This window comes from Serratia marcescens (assembly GCF_029846115.1).
Lineage (GTDB): Bacteria > Pseudomonadota > Gammaproteobacteria > Enterobacterales > Enterobacteriaceae > Serratia > Serratia marcescens_L.
On the sequence record NZ_JARVZZ010000001.1, the window covers coordinates 1,543,420 to 1,563,232 of the forward strand.

A 19,813-nucleotide genomic window follows, 5' to 3' on the forward strand; every position below is an offset into this window, starting at 1 on the left:
ATGATGCCCATTTCCTTAACTCCTGCTAGTACGTTGATCTGATTATACCCGTCATACTTGAAACTGCATCTGTGTTGGCTGCGAGTGCGTACGCCAGTCACTTACTTGAGTAAGCTCCTGGCGAGCCACCTCTTGCCGCCGGGATGCAGCTCCAACTATTTAGGGTAGAAATAATCATTCGACGCGAAACGCCTCTTCGATCATCCGTTGCCGCTGTGCCGGCGCATAGTCGATCCAGGAATTCTTGCTGTTGGATTTCTCCAGCGCCACCGCCAATTCCTGGCCGGAAATCGGCAAATCGTCCTGCCAGAACGGCGCGATGGCGTGGCGGGTGATGAAATCGGTCAGGTAGCTCTCCGGGCTGCCCTGCCAGTGCGGGTACAGGCGCGCGGCCAGCTCGGCCATCAGCGCGCGTTGCTGCGGCTGTTCGCTGCTTTCCAGCAGGGCAAGGAACGGCAGCAGCAGGCGGCCGCAGACCTGGCCGTGGTGGTAGTCGCGCAGCGCGCCGATCTCGCCGGCGATGCCGTGGATCACCCCCAGCCCGGCGGCGCTCAGCGTCAGCCCCCCGAGGTACGAAGCTTGCATAATCGCTTCGCGCGCCGCGTCGCTGCGGTTGAGCGCCGGCCAGGCGGCAAGGAAATGGCGGATGCCGCTCAGCGACATGTCGCGCGTCATGGCGCCGGCGGTTTTCGACAGATAGGCCTCGAACAGGTGGGTAAAAGCGTCGATGGCGCAGTAGGCCAGCACCTTGTCCGGCGCGCCGGCCAGCAGCTGCGGATCGAGAATGGCGGTGTACGGCACGAAGTTATTGTGGCGCAGCGAGGCTTTCACTTTGCTGACCTGGGTGTCGGTGATCACCGCGTTCTGCGTCACCTCGCTGCCGGTGCCGGCGGTGGTGGGAATGGCGATCAGCGGCAGGGTGGCGCCGCTGATTTTGCTGTCGCCCACTTTTTCCATATAGCGCAGCGTCGGCAGCGGATGCTCCACCAGCGCGGAGAACGCCTTGGCGGCATCCAGCACGCTGCCGCCGCCGATGGCCACCACGCGCCGTGCCTGGCCGCGCCAGCGCGCCACCCAGGCGTCTATTTCCTGCGGCGACGCCTCGTGGCTGACGATCTCGGTGCCGATGAGCAGCGGCGTCAGCGATTCGCGCAGGCCGGCGTACACCGGGCCGTTGAGAAAAGATCGGCAGCTGAACAGCAGCGTCGGCTGCGGATCGGCAAGCAGCAGCGGCGGCAGCTGCTGGATGCTGCCGTGGCCGAACCAGGTCTGACGGTTGGCGATGATGTGGCTGACGGACATGAGGTCTCCTTGACGGCGTTGCAGGGCGCGATGCCACAGCATAAGCCAGCGGGCGCGGAGCGGCCACCGCTTTCCCCGCTGCGGCAACTTGTGAGTTGTTTAACATGTAAACGATCGCGTTCTTGCATTTCGGCGCGCCGGATGCTTTTTTTAACAGTACTGGCCGCCATGCGGCTAACCCCATCCGAAATCGGTAGATTGTTAATGTATTAATAATGGCGAGGCGGGTATGGATATTCAGGTTGAACGCTTGTCTGCGGTGATCGATGCGGTGGCCAGCCCGCGCTTTTATCCCAGCCTGTTGAATTGGCTGGAAGGTTTTTTCGCCTTCGACAACGCCATCGTCTATGCCTTCGAACGCGGCCGGCCGCCGCGCTGCCTGATCAAAACCGAGCGGGAAAACAGCGATGCGGTTAACCAGATCTACCAACAGGGCGCCTATCTGCAGGATCCGTTTTACCGCGCGCTGAACGACGGCGGCGAAGGCGAGGTGCTCACGCTGCGCCAGCTGGCGCCCTGCGGGTTTTATCACAGCGACTATTACCGTAATTTTTATCGCAAGACCGGCTGGCACGATGAGGCCGGCGTACTGCTGCAGCTGACGCCGGAGCGCGGGCTGGGGGTGTTCTTCGGCTCGGCGTGCCGCACGGTGGCGGTGCGCTACCCGCAGCGGGCGGATCTGCGCAGCGCGCTGACGCTGGTGAAAAGCGTGGCGCGGCTGCACGGCGAAGTGGTGGCGGCACCGGCCGAGGCCGACATGGGGAACGACGATGGCGCGCAGGCGCGTTATCTGCTGACGCCGCGCGAGCGCGAGATCGTCGATCTGATCCTCGCCGGCTGCGGTTCGCAGCAGATTGCCGACCGGCTGTTCATCAGCCTCGGCACGGTAAAAAATCACCGCAAGAACATCTACGGCAAGCTGAACATCGGCTCGCAGGCCGAACTGTTCAGCCTGTTGCTGACCGCCCCGCAGCGCCGCAGCGCGTGAATGTTAATTTTTTGTAGCGAATGTCCCTAAGGGGACATAGCGGACTAATCCACTGCTCCCGATAATCCGATGTCATAGCATAGGCAATCGGGAGTGCGGCAGTGAACAACGAAATCGAGTCCTTAACCTACTACGCGGCGACCAAAAAATACGATCTGCGCTTCCCGACGCTGGAAGAGGATCTGGACGTCGACGTGGTGATCATCGGCGGCGGCTTCTCCGGCATCAACAGCGCGCTGGAGCTGGCGGAGAAGGGCATCACCAACATCGCCATTCTCGAAGGCCGCTATCTGGGCTACGGCGGCACCGGGCGCAACGGCGGTCAGGTGATGGCCGGCATCGGCCACGATCTGGAGAAGATCAAGCGCCACGTTGGCCCGGCCGGGCTGGAAACCATCTTCAAAATCAGCAACCTCGGCGCCGGCATTATCCGCGAGCGCATCAAGAAATATGACATCGACGCCGACTTCTGCTTCGGCTACGGCTATCTCGGCAGCAACGCGCGCCAGGAGAAGACCCTGCGCGGCTGGCTGAAGGAGTTCAAGGCGGTAGCGCCGCAGGAGGAGATTGAGCTCTACACCGGGGCGGAGGTGAAGCAGGTGGTGGGCTCCGACGCTTACACCTGCGCGCTGAAACACATGGGCGGCGGCCACGTGCATTCGCTCAACCTGCTGCTGGGCGAGGCCAAGGCGCTGAGCGGCTACGGGGTGAAAATCTTCGAGAACAGCAGCGTGCTCAACGTGGAGTACGGGCCGCGCATCACGGTGCGCACCGCCATGGGCTCGGTGCGCGCCAACAAGATGCTGTGGGCCTGCAACGGCTTCCTCAACGGCATGGAGCCGCAGATCTACCGCAAGACCATCAATACCTACGCCTTCCAGCTGGCCACCGAGCCGCTGTCTGACGATCTGATCCGCCAGATCAGCCCGATCCGCGGCGCCTACAGCGACATCCGCCCGGTGATCGACTATTACCGGGTGACCAACGAAAACCGGCTGCTGTTCGGCAGCGCCACCCGCCTGATCGAATATTTCCCGTCGGATCTCAAGGCCTGGAACCGCAACCTGATGCTGAAGGTGTTCCCGTACCTGAAAGACGTGAAGATCGATCTGGCCTGGGGCGGCCCGCTGTGCTGCAGCGCCAACCTGTTCCCGCAGATCGGCACGCTGCCGGATCGCGACAATGTGTTTTACGTGCAGGGCTACTCCGGCTTCGGCGTGACGCCGAGCCACATCGTGTGCAAGGTGCTGGCGGAGGGCATGAGCGAAGGATCCGATCGTTACGATCTGATGAGCTCGATCCCGCACGTCAACATCTTCGGCAAGGACAAGCTGCGGCGGGTGATGACCACCGCCGGTAAGGTTTGGCACCAGACATCCGGCTACTGGAAAGGCCGCCGTTAACCCTCAGAGGAGAATGACATGAAACCGTTACTGCTTAAACAACCGCTGCCGGAACTGCTGGAGATCGGCAGCGTCAGCAACCTGGGCGCCACGGTGATCGCCGGCACGCCGACCGTCGGCGTGGCCAGCATCTTCGGCGAACCGACCGATAACCTGAACTGCGGCGTGTTCAGCTGCACCCGCGGCAGCTTCGTGATGGAGTATCCGTTTGCCGAGCACGCCACGGTGTGGGAAGGCAGCGCGACCCTGACCAACGAACGCACCGGCGAATCGATGCAGTATCAGGCCGGCGATTCCTGGTTCGTCGAGAAGGGCACCCCGGTGCGCTGGGACATCACCTCGGATCGCTTCGTCAAACACTACCTCGCCATCGTCGAAGGCTGACGTCGTCATGCCCCCTCAGCATGCTGAATGCCGAGGGGGAGCACCTTAGCCTAACGCCCGCGCAATAAAATCGGTCACCCGCTTGAGGATCTGATCCTTATTGGTTTCGTTAAAGCTCTCGTGCCGCCCGCCCGCATTGATCATCCGTTCGAAATCGTTGCCGCGCAGACGATCGAGCGCGGTTTGCGTTTCGCTCATCAGCACCAGCCGATCGTCGTCGCCGTGGATCCACAGCGTGGGCAGTGCGCCGAAGCCCGGCCCGGCGTTGATGGCGGCGAGGATCCGCTGCATGGCGCGCAGGGTGGGGCGCTTGAACGGCCCGTGCCACACCAGCGGATCTTCCTGATACGCCGCGCCAACCGCCGGATCGCGCGCCAGGGTGGCGGTATCCAGCGGCGCGTCGGGGATCGCCGGCAGTTCGGCCAGGTCGGAGATCGCCGTTCTGTCGCCGAGCAGCGGGCCGGACAACACCAATGCGTGCACTTCCTCGCCGTAGCGCTGCACGTAGCGGGTGGCGATCATGCCGCCCATCGAGTGGCCGATCACCACCAGCGGCAAGGTGGGGTATTGCTGCCGAAAATGGCTGACTACGCGCTGCACGTCGTCGACCACGGCGTCATAATCCTCGATCAGCACGCGTTCGCCCTGCGACAGGCCGTGGCCGAGATGGTCGGGGCCGAACACCCGCGCGCCCTGCGCCTGCAGCGTGCGCGCCACGTATTGGTAACGGCCGAGATGCTCGCCGTAGCCGTGTATCAGCAGCGCCAGATAGCGCGGCTGGTCGTTTCCCCAGTCGTGCACGGCAATGTCGCCGTGACGGCCTTTGATAAAGCTGACGGTTTGTTCGGGCATGTTATTGTTCTCATGGTGGGTAGGGTTGCCCTTCAGCGTAGCGGCTGGCAGCGAGGTTGTCAGGGGCGCCGGGTGCGGCGCCCGCAGAGAGGAGGTTACAAACCGAACTGGCGCGCCAGCGCATCGAGCGCTTCGCGCTGGAAGCGGTTGAAGGCGTCGCGCGGCTGCTGTTGCTGGATAAACGCCAGCAGCGGATCCTGCACTTCAGTGCGCACGCCGCTCAGCTGTTCCATCACCGCCAGCCCGCAGAACGGCACGTAGGATTCGGCGTAGCCGCCTTCGTGCACCATCACCAGCTTTCCGCTGCACAGCCGGTCGGCGGCGTCCTGCACCAGCGCAGTCATGGCGCGGAAGCTGTCGCTGTGTAACTGCATGCGTGCCAGCGGATCGAGGGCGTTGGCGTCGTAGCCGCAGGCGACGATGATCAGCTCCGGCTCGAATTTTTCCAGCGCCGGGATGATGATGCGCCGCATGGCGTGCAGGTAGCCGTCGTCGCCGGCGCCGGCCAGCATCGGCACGTTAACGTTGCAGCCCGCCCCGTCACCTTCACCGCGATCCTGCTCGCCGGAATAGCCCGCCGGGAAGCAGCCGTCCTGATGCAGCGACAGCGTCAGCACGTCGCCGCGTTGCCAATAGATGTGCTGGGTGCCGTTGCCGTGGTGCACGTCCCAGTCGAGCACCGCCACCTTGCCGAGGCCATGGCGGGCCTTGGCGCGCTCGATGGCGATGGGAATATTGGCAAGGAAGCAGAAGCCCATCGATTGATCCGGCAGGCAGTGGTGGCCCGGCGGGCGCGACAGCGCATAGGCGTTATCCAGTTCGCCCTGCAGCACCGCCTCCACCGCCGCACAGGCCAGCCCGGCGGAGAGTTTGGCGATTTCATAGCTGCCCGGCCCCAGCGGCGCTTCCTCCCCCAGCAGGCCGCCGCCGCTGTCGCTCACCTGTTTGAAGCGCTGCAGGTAGTGGGCGGGGTGAATGCGCAGCAGGTCTTCTTCCGTCGCCGGTTCGGCGCTCAGCAGGGTGAGCTGGCGCGACAGGCCGGATACGTCCATCAGGTTCTTCATGCGCCGTTTGGTTTCCGGCGACTCGGCATGGCCGGCGCCCGAGGGCGGTTGCACCCAGCCGCCGACCGGCAAGGTGGTGGCGTGCAGGCCGGTGCTGTGCCAGAAACAGCGTTCATCAAACAAGAAACCGGTTGTTCTTTTCACCTTTCTCCTCCTGTTATACGGCGCGGTGCGCGCGGTGAAGCCAGCGAAATCAACAGCAGCGACAGCAGCGCGCAGCCCAGCGCGCCGAACAGCAAGGCGTTGAAACCGCCGAAAGATTCGATAAGAGAGCCGGCCAGCGTCGGGCCGATGGCCATGCCGCCGCCGATCACCAGGTTGATGCCGTTCATCAGCTTGCCGTCGTTATCCAACCCGGCGACCCGCGCCAGAATGAACGGCAGCACGAAGGTCCAGGTGAATTTGAACAGCAGGGCCGCCAGGGCGAAGCGCAGCAGCAGGGGCTGGCCCGTCAGCAGCGCCACGCTGGCCAGCAGCAGGGCGTACCCCAGTACGATCAGGCGTCCGCCGCCGAAGCGCGCCCCGATCAACGCCGCGGCCCCCGCGCCGACGATGCCGAGCAAGGTGGCGACGGCCAGCACCTGGCCGCTGTGGGCTGGCGACAGCCCGGCGCCGGCGGCGATGCCGCCGATAAAAGTCCAGACCGCGCTCAGGCTGATGTAAAAGGTCAGTACCGCCAGCACGGCGCACAGCTTGCGCGCCAGCGAGGCGGCGGGGCCGCTGCGGGCGGAGCGGGCGGCGGTGAAACCGTTGGGGAACGCCGGGATGAGTGGCAGGCAGCACAGCATGATGGCCGCCAGAATCAGGTAGACCGCCATCAGGCCGAAATGCGCGAACAGCGGCGGCAGCACCAGCAGCCCGACCGCGCCCAGCACCAGCTGGCCAAGCACCCAGAAGGCATAGACCCGGCTGGGGTTGGCGGTGCCGGCGGCGCAGGTGATGCACAGGATCATCAGAGTGCCACCCGCCAGCGAGGCGATAAAGCGCAGCGGCAGCAGCAGGGTAAAATCTTGCACCAGTGCCGAAACCAGGTTACCGACGATAAACACCAGCGCCGACAGCGTCGCGACCCGCCGCCAGTTGATGCGCCCGATCCACCACCACGCCGGCAGCGTGGCCAGGCTCATGGCGCCGAGTTCGGTGGAGAACAGGTGGCCGATCTGCGCCGGGCCGAGCTGCCACTGCGCGGCGAGCTGGGCGGCCACGGCGGGGGCGGTCATCAGAATGCCCGGCGCGATGGCGGCGAAGACGATAATGGCGGTCAGCAGCCGCGGCGGGCAGGGGAGCGCCGCGCCGACGGCGGGCGCGGAAACCGAATCACTGGACATAAACCTTATTCCCCAAGCGTTAAGTGACGATGAAATAACCCGCCTGGCCCGATTGCGGGCAAGGGGAGGCCGCGCCATAAATGGCGAATACGTTCTGGCGTTATTTTCCGGCCGCCGGCAGCGGCGGCCGTGATCAGGCGTTAACCGTGGGCGAGAAAGCCGCCGGCGACCAGTTCGGTGCGGTTCACCACGTCGGTTTTGGCGAAAATATTGCGCATATGGGTTTTCACCGTGGACAGCGAAATGCCCAGCTTCAGGGCGATGCGCTTATTGCTGGCGCCTTCGCGCACCAGGTTGACAATCTCTTGCTCTTTGGCGGTCAGCAACTGTGCCTCGCTGTCGGGCAACAGATCGCGCGTCGCCAGCTCGATCAGCGGCAGCACCGCGCGCAGGCGGCCGCGCTCCACTTCAGTGAACGGCGTATCGCGGATCAGCGATACCCCGGCGACGATGCGCTTGCGCTGGCGGATGAAGATCTCCGTCATGTCGCGCATGTCGTTCGGCAGCATAAAGTCGTGGTAATAGCGGCGGTTGCCGGCGATCGCCGCCGGGCTCATGCCGACCATGGTGATGTCCTGGCGATGGAAATTGGCCGGCTGCAGCGGATCTATCTGCTGGAAGTGGTTCAGGTACTGCTGATGCGTTTTATCGGGCATGCCGTGCAGGATGTAGTGATCCGGCCGCAGGTCGCGATCGACCAGATAAAACACCCCGGCAGACACCGGGATCAGGTGCGTAATGGTCGCCAAACAACTGTTGATAAAGGCATCGGATGCGGTGCTGTGCATGATTCGTGTTCCTCCCTTTATCATTCAATCTGGAGAAGGTTGCCGGTCAATATATGAACGATACAAGCATAGTTGTAGCAATTTGGCAACACAATAAAAACATATTAACAACGTGAGGCCGATTGCAATAAAACACATAAATAACAAGATGACACTGCGTTAATCAGGGCTTTTCATGGCGGATTTTCCGCGATTTTCATTAATAGGTTAATGAAATAATTCACCACTTTTCCCGCTGAATTTACAGCGCTTTTCAGTGCTTGCCCGGACGAAGCCCTCGCCACCCTGCGCGTGCTACAACCGGCACGAGTGGAGCCGTTCCTCGTTCTTAAGAACGATAGCCAGGCTTTTCCGCTGCTTCCTACACTGCGAATTGAAGATAGCGCCAGGCGGCGCCAAACGTATAAGACGAAAAAATGATGACCTTTCTCGGGCTGAGGCGTCGGGTTGTTCAGTCCGCATGACCATACGGGGAACGAACGATGCAGAAAAAAACGTTGGCGGTGGCGTTGAGCGGCGCCTTATCGGGCCTGGCGCAGGGGGCGGACGCCGATCGCCCCAATGTGCTGATCATTCTGGTGGACGACATGGGCTACTCCGACATCAGCCCGTTCGGCGGCGAGATACCGACGCCCAACCTGCAGGCGCTGGCCGAACGGGGCGTGCGCATGAGCCAGTACTATACCTCGCCGATGTCGGCGCCGGCGCGGTCGATGCTGATGACCGGCAACACCAACCAGCAGGCCGGCATGGGTGGCATGTGGTGGTATGAGAGCACCGCCGCGCAGCCGGGCTATGAAATGCGGCTGACCGACCGCGTGACCACATTGCCGGAGCGTTTTCGCGACGCGGGTTACGCCACCATGATGGCGGGCAAATGGCACCTGGGCTATGTCGACGGCGCCAAACCGACCGATCGCGGCTTCGAGCGCGCCTTCGCCTTTATGGGGGGCGGCACCAGCCATTTCGACGATGCGAAACCGCTGGGCACCGTGGAGGCGTTCCATACCTTCTACACCCTGAACGGCAAACGCGTGCCGTTGCCCAAAGATTTCTATTCCAGCAAGGCCTATGCCGATCAGCTGGAACAGTGGATCCGCGATACGCCGCAGAGCAAGCCCGTCTTCGCCTATCTGGCGTTTACCGCGCCGCACGATCCGCTGCAGGCGCCGGATGACTGGATCGCCAAATTCGACGGCAAATACGACGCCGGTTACCAGCAGGCCTATCAGCGGCGCATTCAGCGCCTGAAGGCGCTGGGGCTGATCTCCGATCGCACGCCGATGCCGACGCTGGCGCTGGATAAGGCCTGGAATGCGCTGACGCCCGAGCAGCAAAAATATGAAGCCAAGACCATGCAGGTGTACGCGGCGATGATCGCTTACATGGACGATCAGGTCGGCGCGGTGCTGAACACCCTGAAGCAGACCGGCCGCGACCAAAATACGGTGATCGTGTTCGCCACCGACAACGGCGCCAACCCCGCCAGCGGCTTCTACTACGGCTCGAAGCCGGAGTATTGGCGGCAGTTCGACAACAGCTACGCCAACCTCGGCCGCAAGGGATCGTTCATCTCCTACGGGCCGCACTGGGCCAACGTCAGCAATGCGCCGTACGCCAACTACCACAAAACCACCAGCGCGCAGGGCGGCATCAATACCGATTTCATCATCTCCGCGCCACGGCTGAAAGGGCGTGGTGGCATCGACCGCACGCCGATGGCGGTGTATGACATCGCGCCGACGTTGTATGACTATGCCGGCATCGACGCCAACAAATCGCTGAAGGCCAAACCGACGCTGCCGATGGTCGGCGTCAGCTTCAAGCGCTATTTCAGCGGCGAGGCCGACGGTGTGCCGCGCGCGACCTACGGCGTGGAGCTGCATAACCAGGCCGCCTATGTGGACGGTATCTGGAAGCTGCGGCGGTTGGTGAAGGCCGGGCCGACGGCGCAGATGGCGCCGTGGGGGCTGTTCAACCTGCATGACGATCCGCTGGAAACGCGCGATCTGGCCGCCGCCAACCCGGATCAAGTCAAACGGCTGAGCGAGGCGTATCGCCGCTTTGCGCAGCAGGGCATGATTATTGAAGCCAAAGGCGCAGCGATCGACTACCTCGGCGTAGACGCCAGCACCGGTGACTACATCGGCCTGGATCCGCAGACCCACAAACCGTTGCCGCAGGCGGCGCCATGAACCTGGCCCAGCTGCGGGCGCAGCAGATCCCGGTAGAGAGCGAACCGCGCGCGGCGGCGCCTTTTCATTTGCTGGTGAAGCCGATCGGCGCCGGCTGCAACCTGGGCTGCCGCTACTGCTACTATCCGCAGCGCCAGCCAGAGCGGACGCGCAAGATGGACGACGACCTGCTGGCGGAATTTATTCGCGGCTATATCGCCGCCCAGCCGCGTTACAGCCGCGAGATCAACTTCGTCTGGCAGGGCGGTGAGCCGTTGCTGGCGGGGATTGGTTTTTACAAGCGGGCGCTGGCGTTGCAACGCCGCTACGCGCCGCCGGGCGTGCGGATCAGCAACAGCCTGCAGACTAACGGTACCCTGCTGAACGACGCCTGGTGCCGGCTGTTCCGGCAGCATCACTTTATCCTCGGCGTCAGCCTGGACGGCGACCGCGAGGTGCAGGACGCCCACCGGCCGGACAAGCGCGGCGGCGCCAGCTATGACGCGGCGCTGCGCGGCATTGCGCTGTTGCAGCGCCATCAGATCGACTTCAACCTGCTGATGGTGGTGCACGACGGCGTCGCGGATCGCGCCGAGGCGATCTACGATCATGCGGTGGCGATCGGGGCGCGCTATTTGCAGTTCCAGCCGCTGATGCTGGAAGGGGATGCGCCCACCGCCGGCTATGGGCTGAGCGCCGCCAACTGGGGGCGCTTCATGCTGGCGGTATACCGCCGCTGGCGCAGCCGCGGGCACGTCGGCCAGGTCTTCGTGATGAACATCGAGCAGGTCTACGCGCAGTATTTCACCCACGTCAGCCCCAGTTGCGTACACGCCGAACGCTGCGGCGGCAATCTGGTGATGGAGCCGGACGGGCGGCTTTACGCCTGCGATCATCTGATCAACGCGCAGCACCTGCTCGGCCATGCCGATCGCCACACGCCGCTCGCCACCCTGGCGGCAAGGGCGGCGGAGATGCCGTTCGGTAAAAACAAGAGCCTGCGCCGCGAGTGCCAACGCTGCAGCGTGAAAAGCGTCTGCCAGGGCGGCTGCCCGGCGCACGTGGGCGAAGATCGCTACAACCGGCTTTGCGCCGGCTATTACGCCTTCTTTTCCGCGCTGCTGGCGCCGCTGCGCGCCTACCCGCGCAGCCCGCAGGGGGCGAGGCAGTGGCGCGCCGCCGTGAGCGCCGCCGCAGGTTGAAAGCGTCTCGTCCTTAAGGACGATAGTCAGCATTTTCCTTTCCTCTCTATAGTGAGATTACCGCCGCTGGCGGCGAAAAACCTGCAAGCACCTGCATGCATCAGGCCAAAACTATAAGAGGAAATAACCATGAACCTGTCGTCGCGGTTGCACGCCCACCTGGCTCGAGGCAAGGTCGGCTTTCCCACCACCCTGGCCAGTTCGGTCGGGGTGATCATGGCCAGCCCGGTGATCCTGACGGTCACCAGCGGCTTCGGCATCGGCGGCGACACCTTCGCGCTGGCGATGCTGATCGCCTTCATCATGATGCAGGCGCAGCTCACCACCTTCTCCGAAGCGGCGGCGCTGCTGCCGACCTCCGGTTCGGTCTACGACTACATCTCCTGCGGCATGGGGCGCTTTTTCGCCATCACCGGCGCGCTGTCGGCCTACCTGATCGTGCACATCTTCGCCGGCACCGCCGAGACCATTCTCTCCGGCATCATGGCGCTGGTGAACTTCGAACACCTCAACACCCTGATGGAAAGCCACAACGCCTCCTGGATGGTCGGCGTCGGGCTGGTAATCGTGTTCGGCCTGCTCAACGCGTTCGGCATCGAGGCCTTCGGCAAGGCGGAGATCGTGCTGACCTTCGCCATGTGGAGCACGCTGGTGATTTTCGGCATCGTCGGGCTGCTGTCGCCGCATGCGGTGCCGCTCGAGGGCTGGTTCGGCAGCACGCTGAACCTGAACGATCCCTTCGCGGTGTTCAGCCTGATCGGCATGGCGATGTTCATGTTCGTCGGCTGTGAGCTGGTGACGCCGATGGCGCCTGAGATCAAACGCTGCGATCGAGTGATCCCGCGCGCGATGGCGCTGGGGCTGTGCGGCGTGGCGGTGTGCATGGCGCTGTATGGCGCGGCGCTCAGCCACCAGGTGGAAAACGTGGTGATCGACGCCGCCAGCGGCACGCGCCTGCTGGAAACGCCGATGGCCATCCCGGCGTTCGCCGGCCAGGTGATGGGCCAGTTCGGCAAATACTGGCTCGGCGTCGGCCTGCTGTTGGCGGGCGCTGCGACCATCAACACGCTGATGGCGGCGGTGCCGCGCATTCTGTACGGCATGGCGCTGGACGGCGCGCTGCCGCGCATGTTCGCTTATCTGCACCCGCGCTTTAAAACGCCGGTGGTCGGCATTCTGGTGGCGGTGTTAATCCCCTGCGTACACGCCTTCGCCATTCAGGGCAACCTCGACAGGATCATTCCGCTGGTGCTGGCGGCGGTGTGCGCCTGGGGCGTGGCCTACCTGCTGGTGACCTGCTCGGTGGTGATCCTGCGCGTACGCCGCCCCGATCTACCGCGCGCCTATAAATCGCCGTGGTTCCCGCTGCCGCAGATCGTTTCCAGCGTTGGCATCGTGCTGGCCATCGTTTACATCACGCCGCCGGGAATGAACCCGAGCGATATCTACATTCCCTTCGGCTGGATGATCGGCCTGACCGCCGCCTATGCGCTGTTCTGGACGCTGTGCGTGCAAAAAGTGAATCCGTTCAAGCCGGTGCCGGTCGAGCAGGTGCTGGAGAACGCGTTCGCCAAGGGTGAAAACGAGGAGGCGCAGTTTGATCGGCTTACTTCCCTCACTTAATCGCGCCTGGCGGCGAGCGCCGTCGGGCTATCGGCCGGGCGCCGCGCTGGATCGTCTGGCACGCAACCTGGAACCCTACGTGTGCGAACGCCTGGCACCGAGCCTGCTGCGGCTGACGCTGCCGCAGGGGCCACAGATCGAGATCGGCGAACAGGTGCAGGGGCTGTTTATGGCGCATATCGTCAGCCACCGCTTTCGGTTGCAGGGCGCGAGCGCGATGCAACTTCCGCTGACGCTGGACGTGGTGACCGGCGGCTGGCTGCGGCGGCGCGGGGTGCGTTATCTGCTGCGCCAGCGTCATGCGGCCGCGCAGCGGGTGCATGACGGCCTGCAGCGCTACCCGCAGATCGGCGAGACGCTGGCGCAGCTGGATTTTCGCCGCGTGCGGCTGACGGTGAAAGACGGGCGCTGGCAGGTGGAGATTGAGCATTTCGCCGCATCGGAGGTGGTCAGCCGTTTGCCGGCCGGCCGCCGCTACCTGCGGCTGGATGCCGAACAGCGGCGGCTGCTGTTGAGCAGTCTGCTGATGATCGGCCAACTGATGGAGAAGCTGAATCATGAATAGAGTGGTTGTGATTACCGGCGGCGGCACCGGCGTCGGCGCTGCCTGCGCCCGTCTGCTGGCGGCGCAGGGCGATCGGGTGTTCATCATCGGCCGCCGCCCGGAACCGCTGGCGGCGCTGGCGCAAGAGATCGGCGCGCAGGCGCTGGTGGGCGATGCCGCCAGCGGCGAGAGCTGGAACCACACGTTGCTGCCGGCCATTCTGCGCGACGCCGGGCGCATCGACTGCCTGATCGGCAGCGCCGGCGGCATGGGCTTCAAGCGCATCACCGATATGACCGATGCGCAGTGGCAAGGGGCGATGGACAGCAACCTCAACAGCGCTTTCGCCAGCGCGCGCGCCTGCCTGCCGGCGCTGATTAAAAGCGGCGGCAACCTGCTGTTCGTGGCCTCGATCGCCTCGCTGGCCGCCGGGCCGGAGGTCTGCGGTTACGTTACCGCCAAGCATGCGTTGATCGGGCTGATGCGTTCCATCGCCCGCGACTATGGCCCGCTGGGCGTGCGCGCCAACGCGGTGTGCCCCGGCTGGGTGACCACGCCGATGGCGGACGAAGAGATGCAACTGCTGATGGATGCCCATCAGATTTCGCTGGAGCAGGCTTACCAGATGGTCTGCCGCGACGTGCCGCTGCGCCGCCCGGCTAGCGCCGAGGAGATCGCCCGCGTCTGCCGTTTCCTCTGTTCCAGCGAGGCTTCAATCATTACCGGCGCGGCGCTGGTGGCCGACGGCGGCTCCACCATCGTCGATGTGCCGACCCTGGCTTTCACTTCCCTGTAAGGAGCATTTCCATGAGTTCAGAAGCGGTATTCATTCAGGTTGGCGCGCTGGCGGAAGGCTTTGCGCCGCACAGCAATACGCTGGAACGGCAGCACGGGCTGGCGGGCAGCACGCTGACGCTGCGCTTTAGCGACGGCGCGACGCAGCGCTGCCGGTTTACCGACGAGCAGACGCTGGAGTGGGGCGAACGGCGCGGCGTTGCCTATCGCGCCACCAGCATTCGCCCCGGCGTGCTGTTCATCGATTTTCTCGATCCTGCCCGCGCCAACGCCAGCATTACGCTGGTGTGCGACCGCAATCAGGGCAACTTCACCGCGGTGTATGGCCAACTGCCGGACGAAGCGCAGGCGCGGCTCGACGCCTTCAGCCGGGTGGAGCAGGGGCTGCCGCTGACCGCGGTCGAGGCCGAATTCCGCTTCGGCACGCTGGAAGACGCCGACGTGGCGCCACCGGGCTTTACCGATGAGCTGATCGGCATGCGCAATATGTACACCTACAGCCCGACCGAACGGTACGAGCACATCTACCTGAACGACAACTTCTACGCCTGGCAGTGTCTGGACGGGGTGGAGAAAGGGCTGGCGGATGTCGATCGCTGCCACTACGTGAAGGTGGCGGAGCAGCTTTATCTGTTCGTCTGGCGCGAGAAGATCATCCCGACGCTGGGCGTGGTGATGATCGATCTGCAGGGCATGCGCACCGACGGCAAGATCCTCGGTTATCAGGGCAGCGATTTCAGCGCGCTGAGCAACTTTGCGGTCGGCGCCCATGCGCAGGTGCTGAACACCACGCGCCACCCGCGAGGATAGGGCGATGAGCGCAACCTATGCGGCTGACGCCTTCGCGGGGCAGGCGGTGCTGGTGACCGGTGGCGCTCAGGGCATTGGGCTGGCGATCGTCAGCGCTTTTGCCCGGCTGGGCGCCGAGGTAACGATCGCGGACGTGCAGCTGCCGCAGGCGCAGGTGGCGGCGCAGGCGCTGCGGGACGAAGGGCTGAGCGTGCAGGCGCTGGCTTGCGATCTGGCCGAACCGGGGCAGATCGCCGAGTTGGTGGCGATGGTGGGTGAGCGGCATCAACGGCTGGACGTGGTGATCCACAACGCCGCTTACTTTCCGCTGACGCCGTTCGCCGCCATTGACGCGGCCTTGCTGCAACGCACGCTGAGCGTCAATCTGATGGCGCCGTTCTTTTTGGCGCAGGCGGCACTGCCGTGGATGCGCCGCCGGGGCGGCGGCTGCCTTCTGGTGACCTCGTCGGTGACCGGCCCGCGGGTAGCCTACCCGGGGCTGGCGCACTACGCCGCCTCCAAGGCCGGGGTGAACGGGTTTATTCGCGCGGCGGCGCTGGAACTGGCGGCGGAGAACATTCGCGTCAACGGCGTGGAACCGGGGATGATCCGCACGCCGGCGATGGCCAACCTGGGCGACGCGCAGGTGAATCAGGCGATCGCCGCCTCGGTGCCGCTCGGGCGGCTGGGGGAACCGGAAGACATTGCCGCGGCGATGGTGTTTCTCGCCTCGCCGGCGGCGGCCTACATCACCGGACAGACGCTGGTGGTGGACGGCGGCGCGCTGCTGCCGGAAACGAATTCTCTGCTTACTTGACGCTGCAGCGTTGTTGGCTGCAGGCGCGCACCCCAGTCACTGACTTGAGTAAGCTCCTGGGGATTTACGCCTTGGCCGCCTCGCTGCAACGCCAATTAATTTGAGAATTCCGGTTGGTTAAATCACTTCTTGGCGGGATGCGCGGTGACGTTGGCGGGCAGGCTGTCGCCCAGGGTGATCAGCTCGTCCAGCAGCGTCATCAGTTGGTCCATTTTCTGCCGCGAGAAAGCGGCTTCAATCTCGGCGTAGCCCTGTTCCACCTGATGGCGCGCCACTTCATACAGATCCTGGCCCTGCTGGGTCAGCGACACGTACAGCTTGCGCTGATCGTTAACCGGCTTAAGGCGGAAGATCAGCTTATCACGCTCCATGCGCGACAGAATGCCGGTCAGGCTGGGGCGCAGGATGCAGGTTTCCGCCGCCAGCTCGTGGAATTCGATCGAGCGGCTGTTGGCCAGCACGCGGATGATGCGCCACTGCTGTTCGGTCAAATTGTGGCTTTTCAGGATCGGGCGGAAGAACCCCATGGCGGTTTCACGCGCCTGCAGCAGGGCGATGGTTAACGATTCATGCATAAGTTTGGCCTTAGCTATCAAGGTGTTCGTTGTTACGGCGCTCGTTATGGGGGCGCCTGCCCCACAAAGCCCGATTTTGTTAATAACTTAATAGTAGCCAAAGTTACCCGTAGGGATAAAGCAAAAATGCGTGGCGCAGCGAAAAATGGCGCAAAAAATGATTAATGCATTGAATAATCACGCTAATGTTCGTTATTTGTGAATATTTTGTTATCACGATCACAAATCACTCCAAGCGCGTTGCGTAAAAGCTGCACAGCGTATAAAAGTAATCATTAATATGTTAATGAATGCCGGTTGTCATGTTTTGCCATTGGAGGAGTTCGCATGAAAGGCACCGTTTTTTCCGTTGCGCTGAATCACCGTAGCCAACTGGACGCCTGGGATCAGGCGTTTCACCAGCCGCCGTATCAGACCCCACCCAAAACCCCGGTGTGGTTTATCAAACCGCGCAACACCCACCTCGCCAACGGCGGGGCGATCCCGTTTCCGGCCGGTGAAACCGTGCACAGCGGCGGCACGCTGGCGGTGATCATCGGTGATACCGCGCGCAAGGTGCCGGCGGCGCAGGTGAGCCATTATCTGGCCGGTTACGCGCTGGCCAACGACGTCAGCCTGCCGGAGAGCAGCTTCTACCGCCCGGCGATCAAGGCCAAATGCCGCGACGGGTTCTGCCCGCTGGGAGAGATCGGCCAACTGGAGACTGCCGATCGGCTGGAGATCGTCACCGAGATCAACGGCGTGGAGCAGGACCGCTGGTCCACCGCCGATCTGGTGCGCTCGGTGCCGGAGCTGATCGCCGCCATCAGCGATTTCATCACCCTGCAGCCGGGCGATGCGGTGCTGATCGGCACCCCTCATCAGCGGGTGGAGATCAAACCGGGGGATGAGGTGACGGTGCGCGCCGCCGGCCTGCCCACGCTGACCAACCGCGTCACTCAGGCAGGAGCCGCATCATGAAACATGCCCGTATTCGCCATCATGGCCAGGTCTTCAACGTGCAGGTGGACGAGCAACTGCGCGTCACGCTGCCGAACGGCGAGGTGCTGCAGGAGCGCGAAGTGGAATGGTTACCGCCGGCGCAGGGTACGGTGTTCGCCCTGGGGCTGAACTATGCCGACCACGCCAGCGAGCTGGCATTCAAGGCGCCGGAAGAGCCGCTGGTGTTCCTCAAGGCGCCGAATACCCTGACCGGTCACCGCCAGGTGTCGGTGCGCCCGGCCGGCGTGGAGTACATGCATTACGAAGCCGAGCTGGTGGCGGTGATCGGCAAGACCGCGCGCAACGTTAGCCGCGAGCACGCCATGGAGTATGTGGCGGGCTACACCCTGTGCAACGACTACGCCATCCGCGATTACCTGGAGAATTACTACCGGCCGAATCTGCGGGTGAAGAGCCGCGACACCCTGACGCCGATCGGGCCTTACATCGTCGATCGCGACGACGTCGCCGATCCGCACCGGCTGGCGCTCAGCACCTACGTCAACGGCGAGCTGCGCCAGCGCGGCAGCACCGCCGACATGATTTTCGACATTCCGTTCCTGGTCGCCTACCTGAGCGAATTCATGACGCTGCAGCCGGGCGACATGATCGCCACTGGCACGCCGAAAGGGCTGGCCGACGTGCAGCCGGGCGACGAAGTGGTGGTGGAGATCGAGGGCGTCGGCCGTCTGGTTAACCACATTATCAGTGAAAAAGATTACGAGGAGAGCCTGCGATGAAAACCATCAACCACTGGATCAACGGCAAGAACGTCGCCAGCAAAGAGTACTTCACCACCTCCAACCCGGCGAACGGTGAGGTGCTGGCGGAGGTGGCCTCCGGCGGTCAGCTAGAGATCGACCAGGCGGTGGCGGCGGCGAAAGAGGCGTTCCCCAAGTGGGCCAACACGCCGATGAAAGAGCGCGCGCGCTTGATGCGCCGCCTGGGCGAGCTGATCGACCAGAACGTGCCGCAGATCGCCGAACTGGAAACCGCCGACACCGGCCTGCCGATCCACCAGACCAAAAACGTGCTGATCCCGCGCGCTTCGCACAACTTCGAGTTCTTCGCCGAGGTGTGCCAGCAGATGAACGGCAAGACCTACCCGGTGGACGACAAGATGCTCAACTACACGCTGGTGCAGCCGGTGGGGGTGTGCGCGCTGGTGTCGCCGTGGAACGTACCGTTCATGACCGCCACCTGGAAAACCGCGCCTTGCCTGGCGCTGGGCAATACCGCGGTGCTGAAGATGTCCGAACTGTCGCCGTTGACCGCCGATCGTCTGGGCGAGCTGGCGCTGGAGGCCGGCATTCCGGCCGGGGTGCTGAACGTGGTGCAGGGCTACGGCGCCACCGCCGGCGACGCGCTGGTGCGCCATAAAGACGTGCGCGCGGTCTCCTTCACCGGCGGCACCGCCACCGGCCGTCGCATCATCGAAAGCGCCGGGCTGAAGAAATTCTCCATGGAGCTGGGCGGCAAGTCGCCGGTGCTGATCTTTGAAGACGCCGACATCGAGCGGGCGCTCGACGCCGCGCTGTTCACCATCTTCTCGATCAACGGCGAACGCTGCACCGCCGGTTCGCGCATCTTCATTCAGGAGAGCATCTACCCGGAATTCGTCAAACGCTTTGCCGAGCGCGCCAACCGCCTGCGCGTGGGCGATCCGCAAGATCCCAACACCCAGGTGGGGGCGCTGATCAGCCCGCAGCACTGGGAAAAAGTCTCCGGCTATATCCGCCTCGGGGTGGAAGAAGGGGCGACCCTGCTGGCCGGCGGCCCGGACAAACCGGCCGGCTTGAGCCACGGCAACTTCCTGCGCCCGACGGTGCTGGCGGATGTCGACAACCGGATGCGCGTGGCGCAGGAGGAGATCTTCGGGCCGGTGGCCTGCCTGTTGCCGTTCAAGTCAGAAGAAGACGGCCTGCGCATGGCCAACGACGTGGAGTACGGCCTGGCGTCGTACATCTGGACGCAGGATGTGAGCAAGGTTCTGCGCCTGGCCCGCGGCATTGAAGCGGGCATGGTTTTCGTCAACACCCAAAACGTACGCGATCTGCGCCAACCGTTCGGCGGCGTGAAAGCCTCCGGCACCGGCCGCGAAGGCGGCGAATACAGCTTCGAAGTGTTCGCCGAAATGAAGAACGTGTGCATTTCCATGGGCGACCACCCGATCCCGAAATGGGGCGTTTGAGCCTCAGGCCACA

Annotated in this window: 19 protein-coding genes; 13 read left to right on the top strand and 6 right to left on the bottom strand. The window is 63.7% G+C overall.

The window, feature by feature from the left end:
- Nucleotides 1-174: 174 nt before the first annotated feature.
- Nucleotides 175-1,302 carry an iron-containing alcohol dehydrogenase gene (locus tag QDT79_RS07110; protein WP_308316347.1) on the bottom strand — a complete coding sequence of 376 codons (1,128 nt, stop codon included), beginning with the start codon at nt 1,300-1,302 and terminating at the stop codon, nt 175-177.
- Between the two features lie 229 nt (nt 1,303-1,531).
- Here QDT79_RS07110 and QDT79_RS07115 point away from each other — a divergent pair, with 229 nt between their 5' ends.
- The 3 genes from QDT79_RS07115 (at nt 1,532) to QDT79_RS07125 (ending at nt 4,077) form a co-directional block, all read left to right on the top strand.
- Nucleotides 1,532-2,290, top strand: coding sequence for a helix-turn-helix transcriptional regulator (locus QDT79_RS07115; protein WP_063991506.1), 759 nt, complete (start codon nt 1,532-1,534; stop codon nt 2,288-2,290).
- Between the two features lie 101 nt (nt 2,291-2,391).
- Nucleotides 2,392-3,693, top strand: a complete 1,302-nt coding sequence (locus QDT79_RS07120; RefSeq protein ID WP_063991505.1) for an NAD(P)/FAD-dependent oxidoreductase — start codon at nt 2,392-2,394, stop codon at nt 3,691-3,693.
- 18 nt (nt 3,694-3,711) lie between these two features.
- Nucleotides 3,712-4,077 (top strand): cupin domain-containing protein, encoded by a 366-nt coding sequence (locus tag QDT79_RS07125; protein ID WP_103774085.1) that lies wholly within the window; start codon nt 3,712-3,714, stop codon nt 4,075-4,077.
- 45 nt (nt 4,078-4,122) lie between these two features.
- Here QDT79_RS07125 and QDT79_RS07130 read toward each other — a convergent pair whose 3' ends face one another.
- The 4 genes from QDT79_RS07130 to QDT79_RS07145 form a co-directional block, all read right to left on the bottom strand.
- Nucleotides 4,123-4,929: an alpha/beta hydrolase gene (locus QDT79_RS07130; RefSeq protein WP_107226707.1), complete on the bottom strand. Its 807-nt coding sequence runs from the start codon at nt 4,927-4,929 to the stop codon at nt 4,123-4,125.
- A 95-nt stretch (nt 4,930-5,024) separates the two neighbouring features.
- On the bottom strand, nt 5,025-6,137 hold the full coding sequence (locus QDT79_RS07135; protein WP_063991503.1) for a histone deacetylase-like amidohydrolase: 1,113 nt from the start codon (nt 6,135-6,137) through the stop codon (nt 5,025-5,027).
- On the bottom strand, nt 6,134-7,321 hold the full coding sequence (locus tag QDT79_RS07140) for an MFS transporter (protein WP_107226708.1): 1,188 nt from the start codon (nt 7,319-7,321) through the stop codon (nt 6,134-6,136). Before QDT79_RS07140 ends, QDT79_RS07135 begins: the two co-directional genes overlap by 4 nt.
- A gap of 140 nt (nt 7,322-7,461) precedes the next feature.
- The gene (locus QDT79_RS07145) at nt 7,462-8,109 is read right to left on the bottom strand and encodes a helix-turn-helix transcriptional regulator (protein WP_049294794.1); all 648 of its coding nucleotides are present in this window, start codon (nt 8,107-8,109) and stop codon (nt 7,462-7,464) included.
- Between the two features lie 482 nt (nt 8,110-8,591).
- On the opposite strand from QDT79_RS07145, the gene QDT79_RS07150 reads away from it, so the two are divergent.
- The 7 genes from QDT79_RS07150 to QDT79_RS07180 all read left to right on the top strand — a co-directional run bounded on the left by QDT79_RS07150 (nt 8,592) and on the right by QDT79_RS07180 (nt 16,053).
- On the top strand, nt 8,592-10,304 hold the full coding sequence (locus QDT79_RS07150; protein ID WP_308316348.1) for an arylsulfatase: 1,713 nt from the start codon (nt 8,592-8,594) through the stop codon (nt 10,302-10,304).
- Nucleotides 10,301-11,485 carry an anaerobic sulfatase maturase gene (locus QDT79_RS07155; protein WP_063991500.1) on the top strand — a complete coding sequence of 395 codons (1,185 nt, stop codon included), beginning with the start codon at nt 10,301-10,303 and terminating at the stop codon, nt 11,483-11,485. Before QDT79_RS07150 ends, QDT79_RS07155 begins: the two co-directional genes overlap by 4 nt.
- Nucleotides 11,486-11,614: 129 nt before the next feature.
- A complete protein-coding gene (locus tag QDT79_RS07160; RefSeq protein WP_169318022.1) occupies nt 11,615-13,108 on the top strand; it encodes an APC family permease in 1,494 nt (497 codons plus the stop codon).
- The gene (locus QDT79_RS07165) at nt 13,083-13,673 is read left to right on the top strand and encodes a DUF3156 family protein (protein WP_308316349.1); all 591 of its coding nucleotides are present in this window, start codon (nt 13,083-13,085) and stop codon (nt 13,671-13,673) included. Before QDT79_RS07160 ends, QDT79_RS07165 begins: the two co-directional genes overlap by 26 nt.
- On the top strand, nt 13,666-14,448 hold the full coding sequence (locus tag QDT79_RS07170) for an SDR family NAD(P)-dependent oxidoreductase (protein ID WP_149558923.1): 783 nt from the start codon (nt 13,666-13,668) through the stop codon (nt 14,446-14,448). The genes QDT79_RS07165 and QDT79_RS07170 overlap by 8 nt, the downstream gene beginning before the upstream one ends.
- An 11-nt stretch (nt 14,449-14,459) precedes the next feature.
- The gene (locus QDT79_RS07175; RefSeq protein WP_308316350.1) at nt 14,460-15,257 is read left to right on the top strand and encodes a molybdenum cofactor biosynthesis F family protein; all 798 of its coding nucleotides are present in this window, start codon (nt 14,460-14,462) and stop codon (nt 15,255-15,257) included.
- A 4-nt stretch (nt 15,258-15,261) separates the two neighbouring features.
- Nucleotides 15,262-16,053 (top strand): SDR family oxidoreductase, encoded by a 792-nt coding sequence (locus QDT79_RS07180; RefSeq protein ID WP_308316351.1) that lies wholly within the window; start codon nt 15,262-15,264, stop codon nt 16,051-16,053.
- Nucleotides 16,054-16,175: 122 nt separating this feature from the next.
- Here the strand turns inward: QDT79_RS07180 and hpaR are convergent, their stop codons facing one another.
- Nucleotides 16,176-16,628 carry a homoprotocatechuate degradation operon regulator HpaR gene (hpaR, locus tag QDT79_RS07185; RefSeq protein ID WP_015376534.1) on the bottom strand — a complete coding sequence of 151 codons (453 nt, stop codon included), beginning with the start codon at nt 16,626-16,628 and terminating at the stop codon, nt 16,176-16,178.
- A gap of 327 nt (nt 16,629-16,955) precedes the next feature.
- Here hpaR and QDT79_RS07190 point away from each other — a divergent pair, with 327 nt between their 5' ends.
- The 3 genes from QDT79_RS07190 to hpaE are packed head-to-tail and all read left to right on the top strand — an operon-like array spanning nt 16,956 to nt 19,800.
- On the top strand, nt 16,956-17,588 hold the full coding sequence (locus QDT79_RS07190; protein WP_308316352.1) for a fumarylacetoacetate hydrolase family protein: 633 nt from the start codon (nt 16,956-16,958) through the stop codon (nt 17,586-17,588).
- Complete coding sequence (locus tag QDT79_RS07195; protein WP_063991494.1) at nt 17,585-18,349, top strand: fumarylacetoacetate hydrolase family protein; 765 nt, start codon at nt 17,585-17,587, stop codon at nt 18,347-18,349. The genes QDT79_RS07190 and QDT79_RS07195 overlap by 4 nt, the downstream gene beginning before the upstream one ends.
- Entirely contained in the window at nt 18,346-19,800 is a 1,455-nt protein-coding gene (gene hpaE / locus QDT79_RS07200; protein WP_063991493.1) for a 5-carboxymethyl-2-hydroxymuconate semialdehyde dehydrogenase, read from the top strand. The genes QDT79_RS07195 and hpaE overlap by 4 nt, the downstream gene beginning before the upstream one ends.
- Nucleotides 19,801-19,813 lie beyond the last annotated feature (13 nt).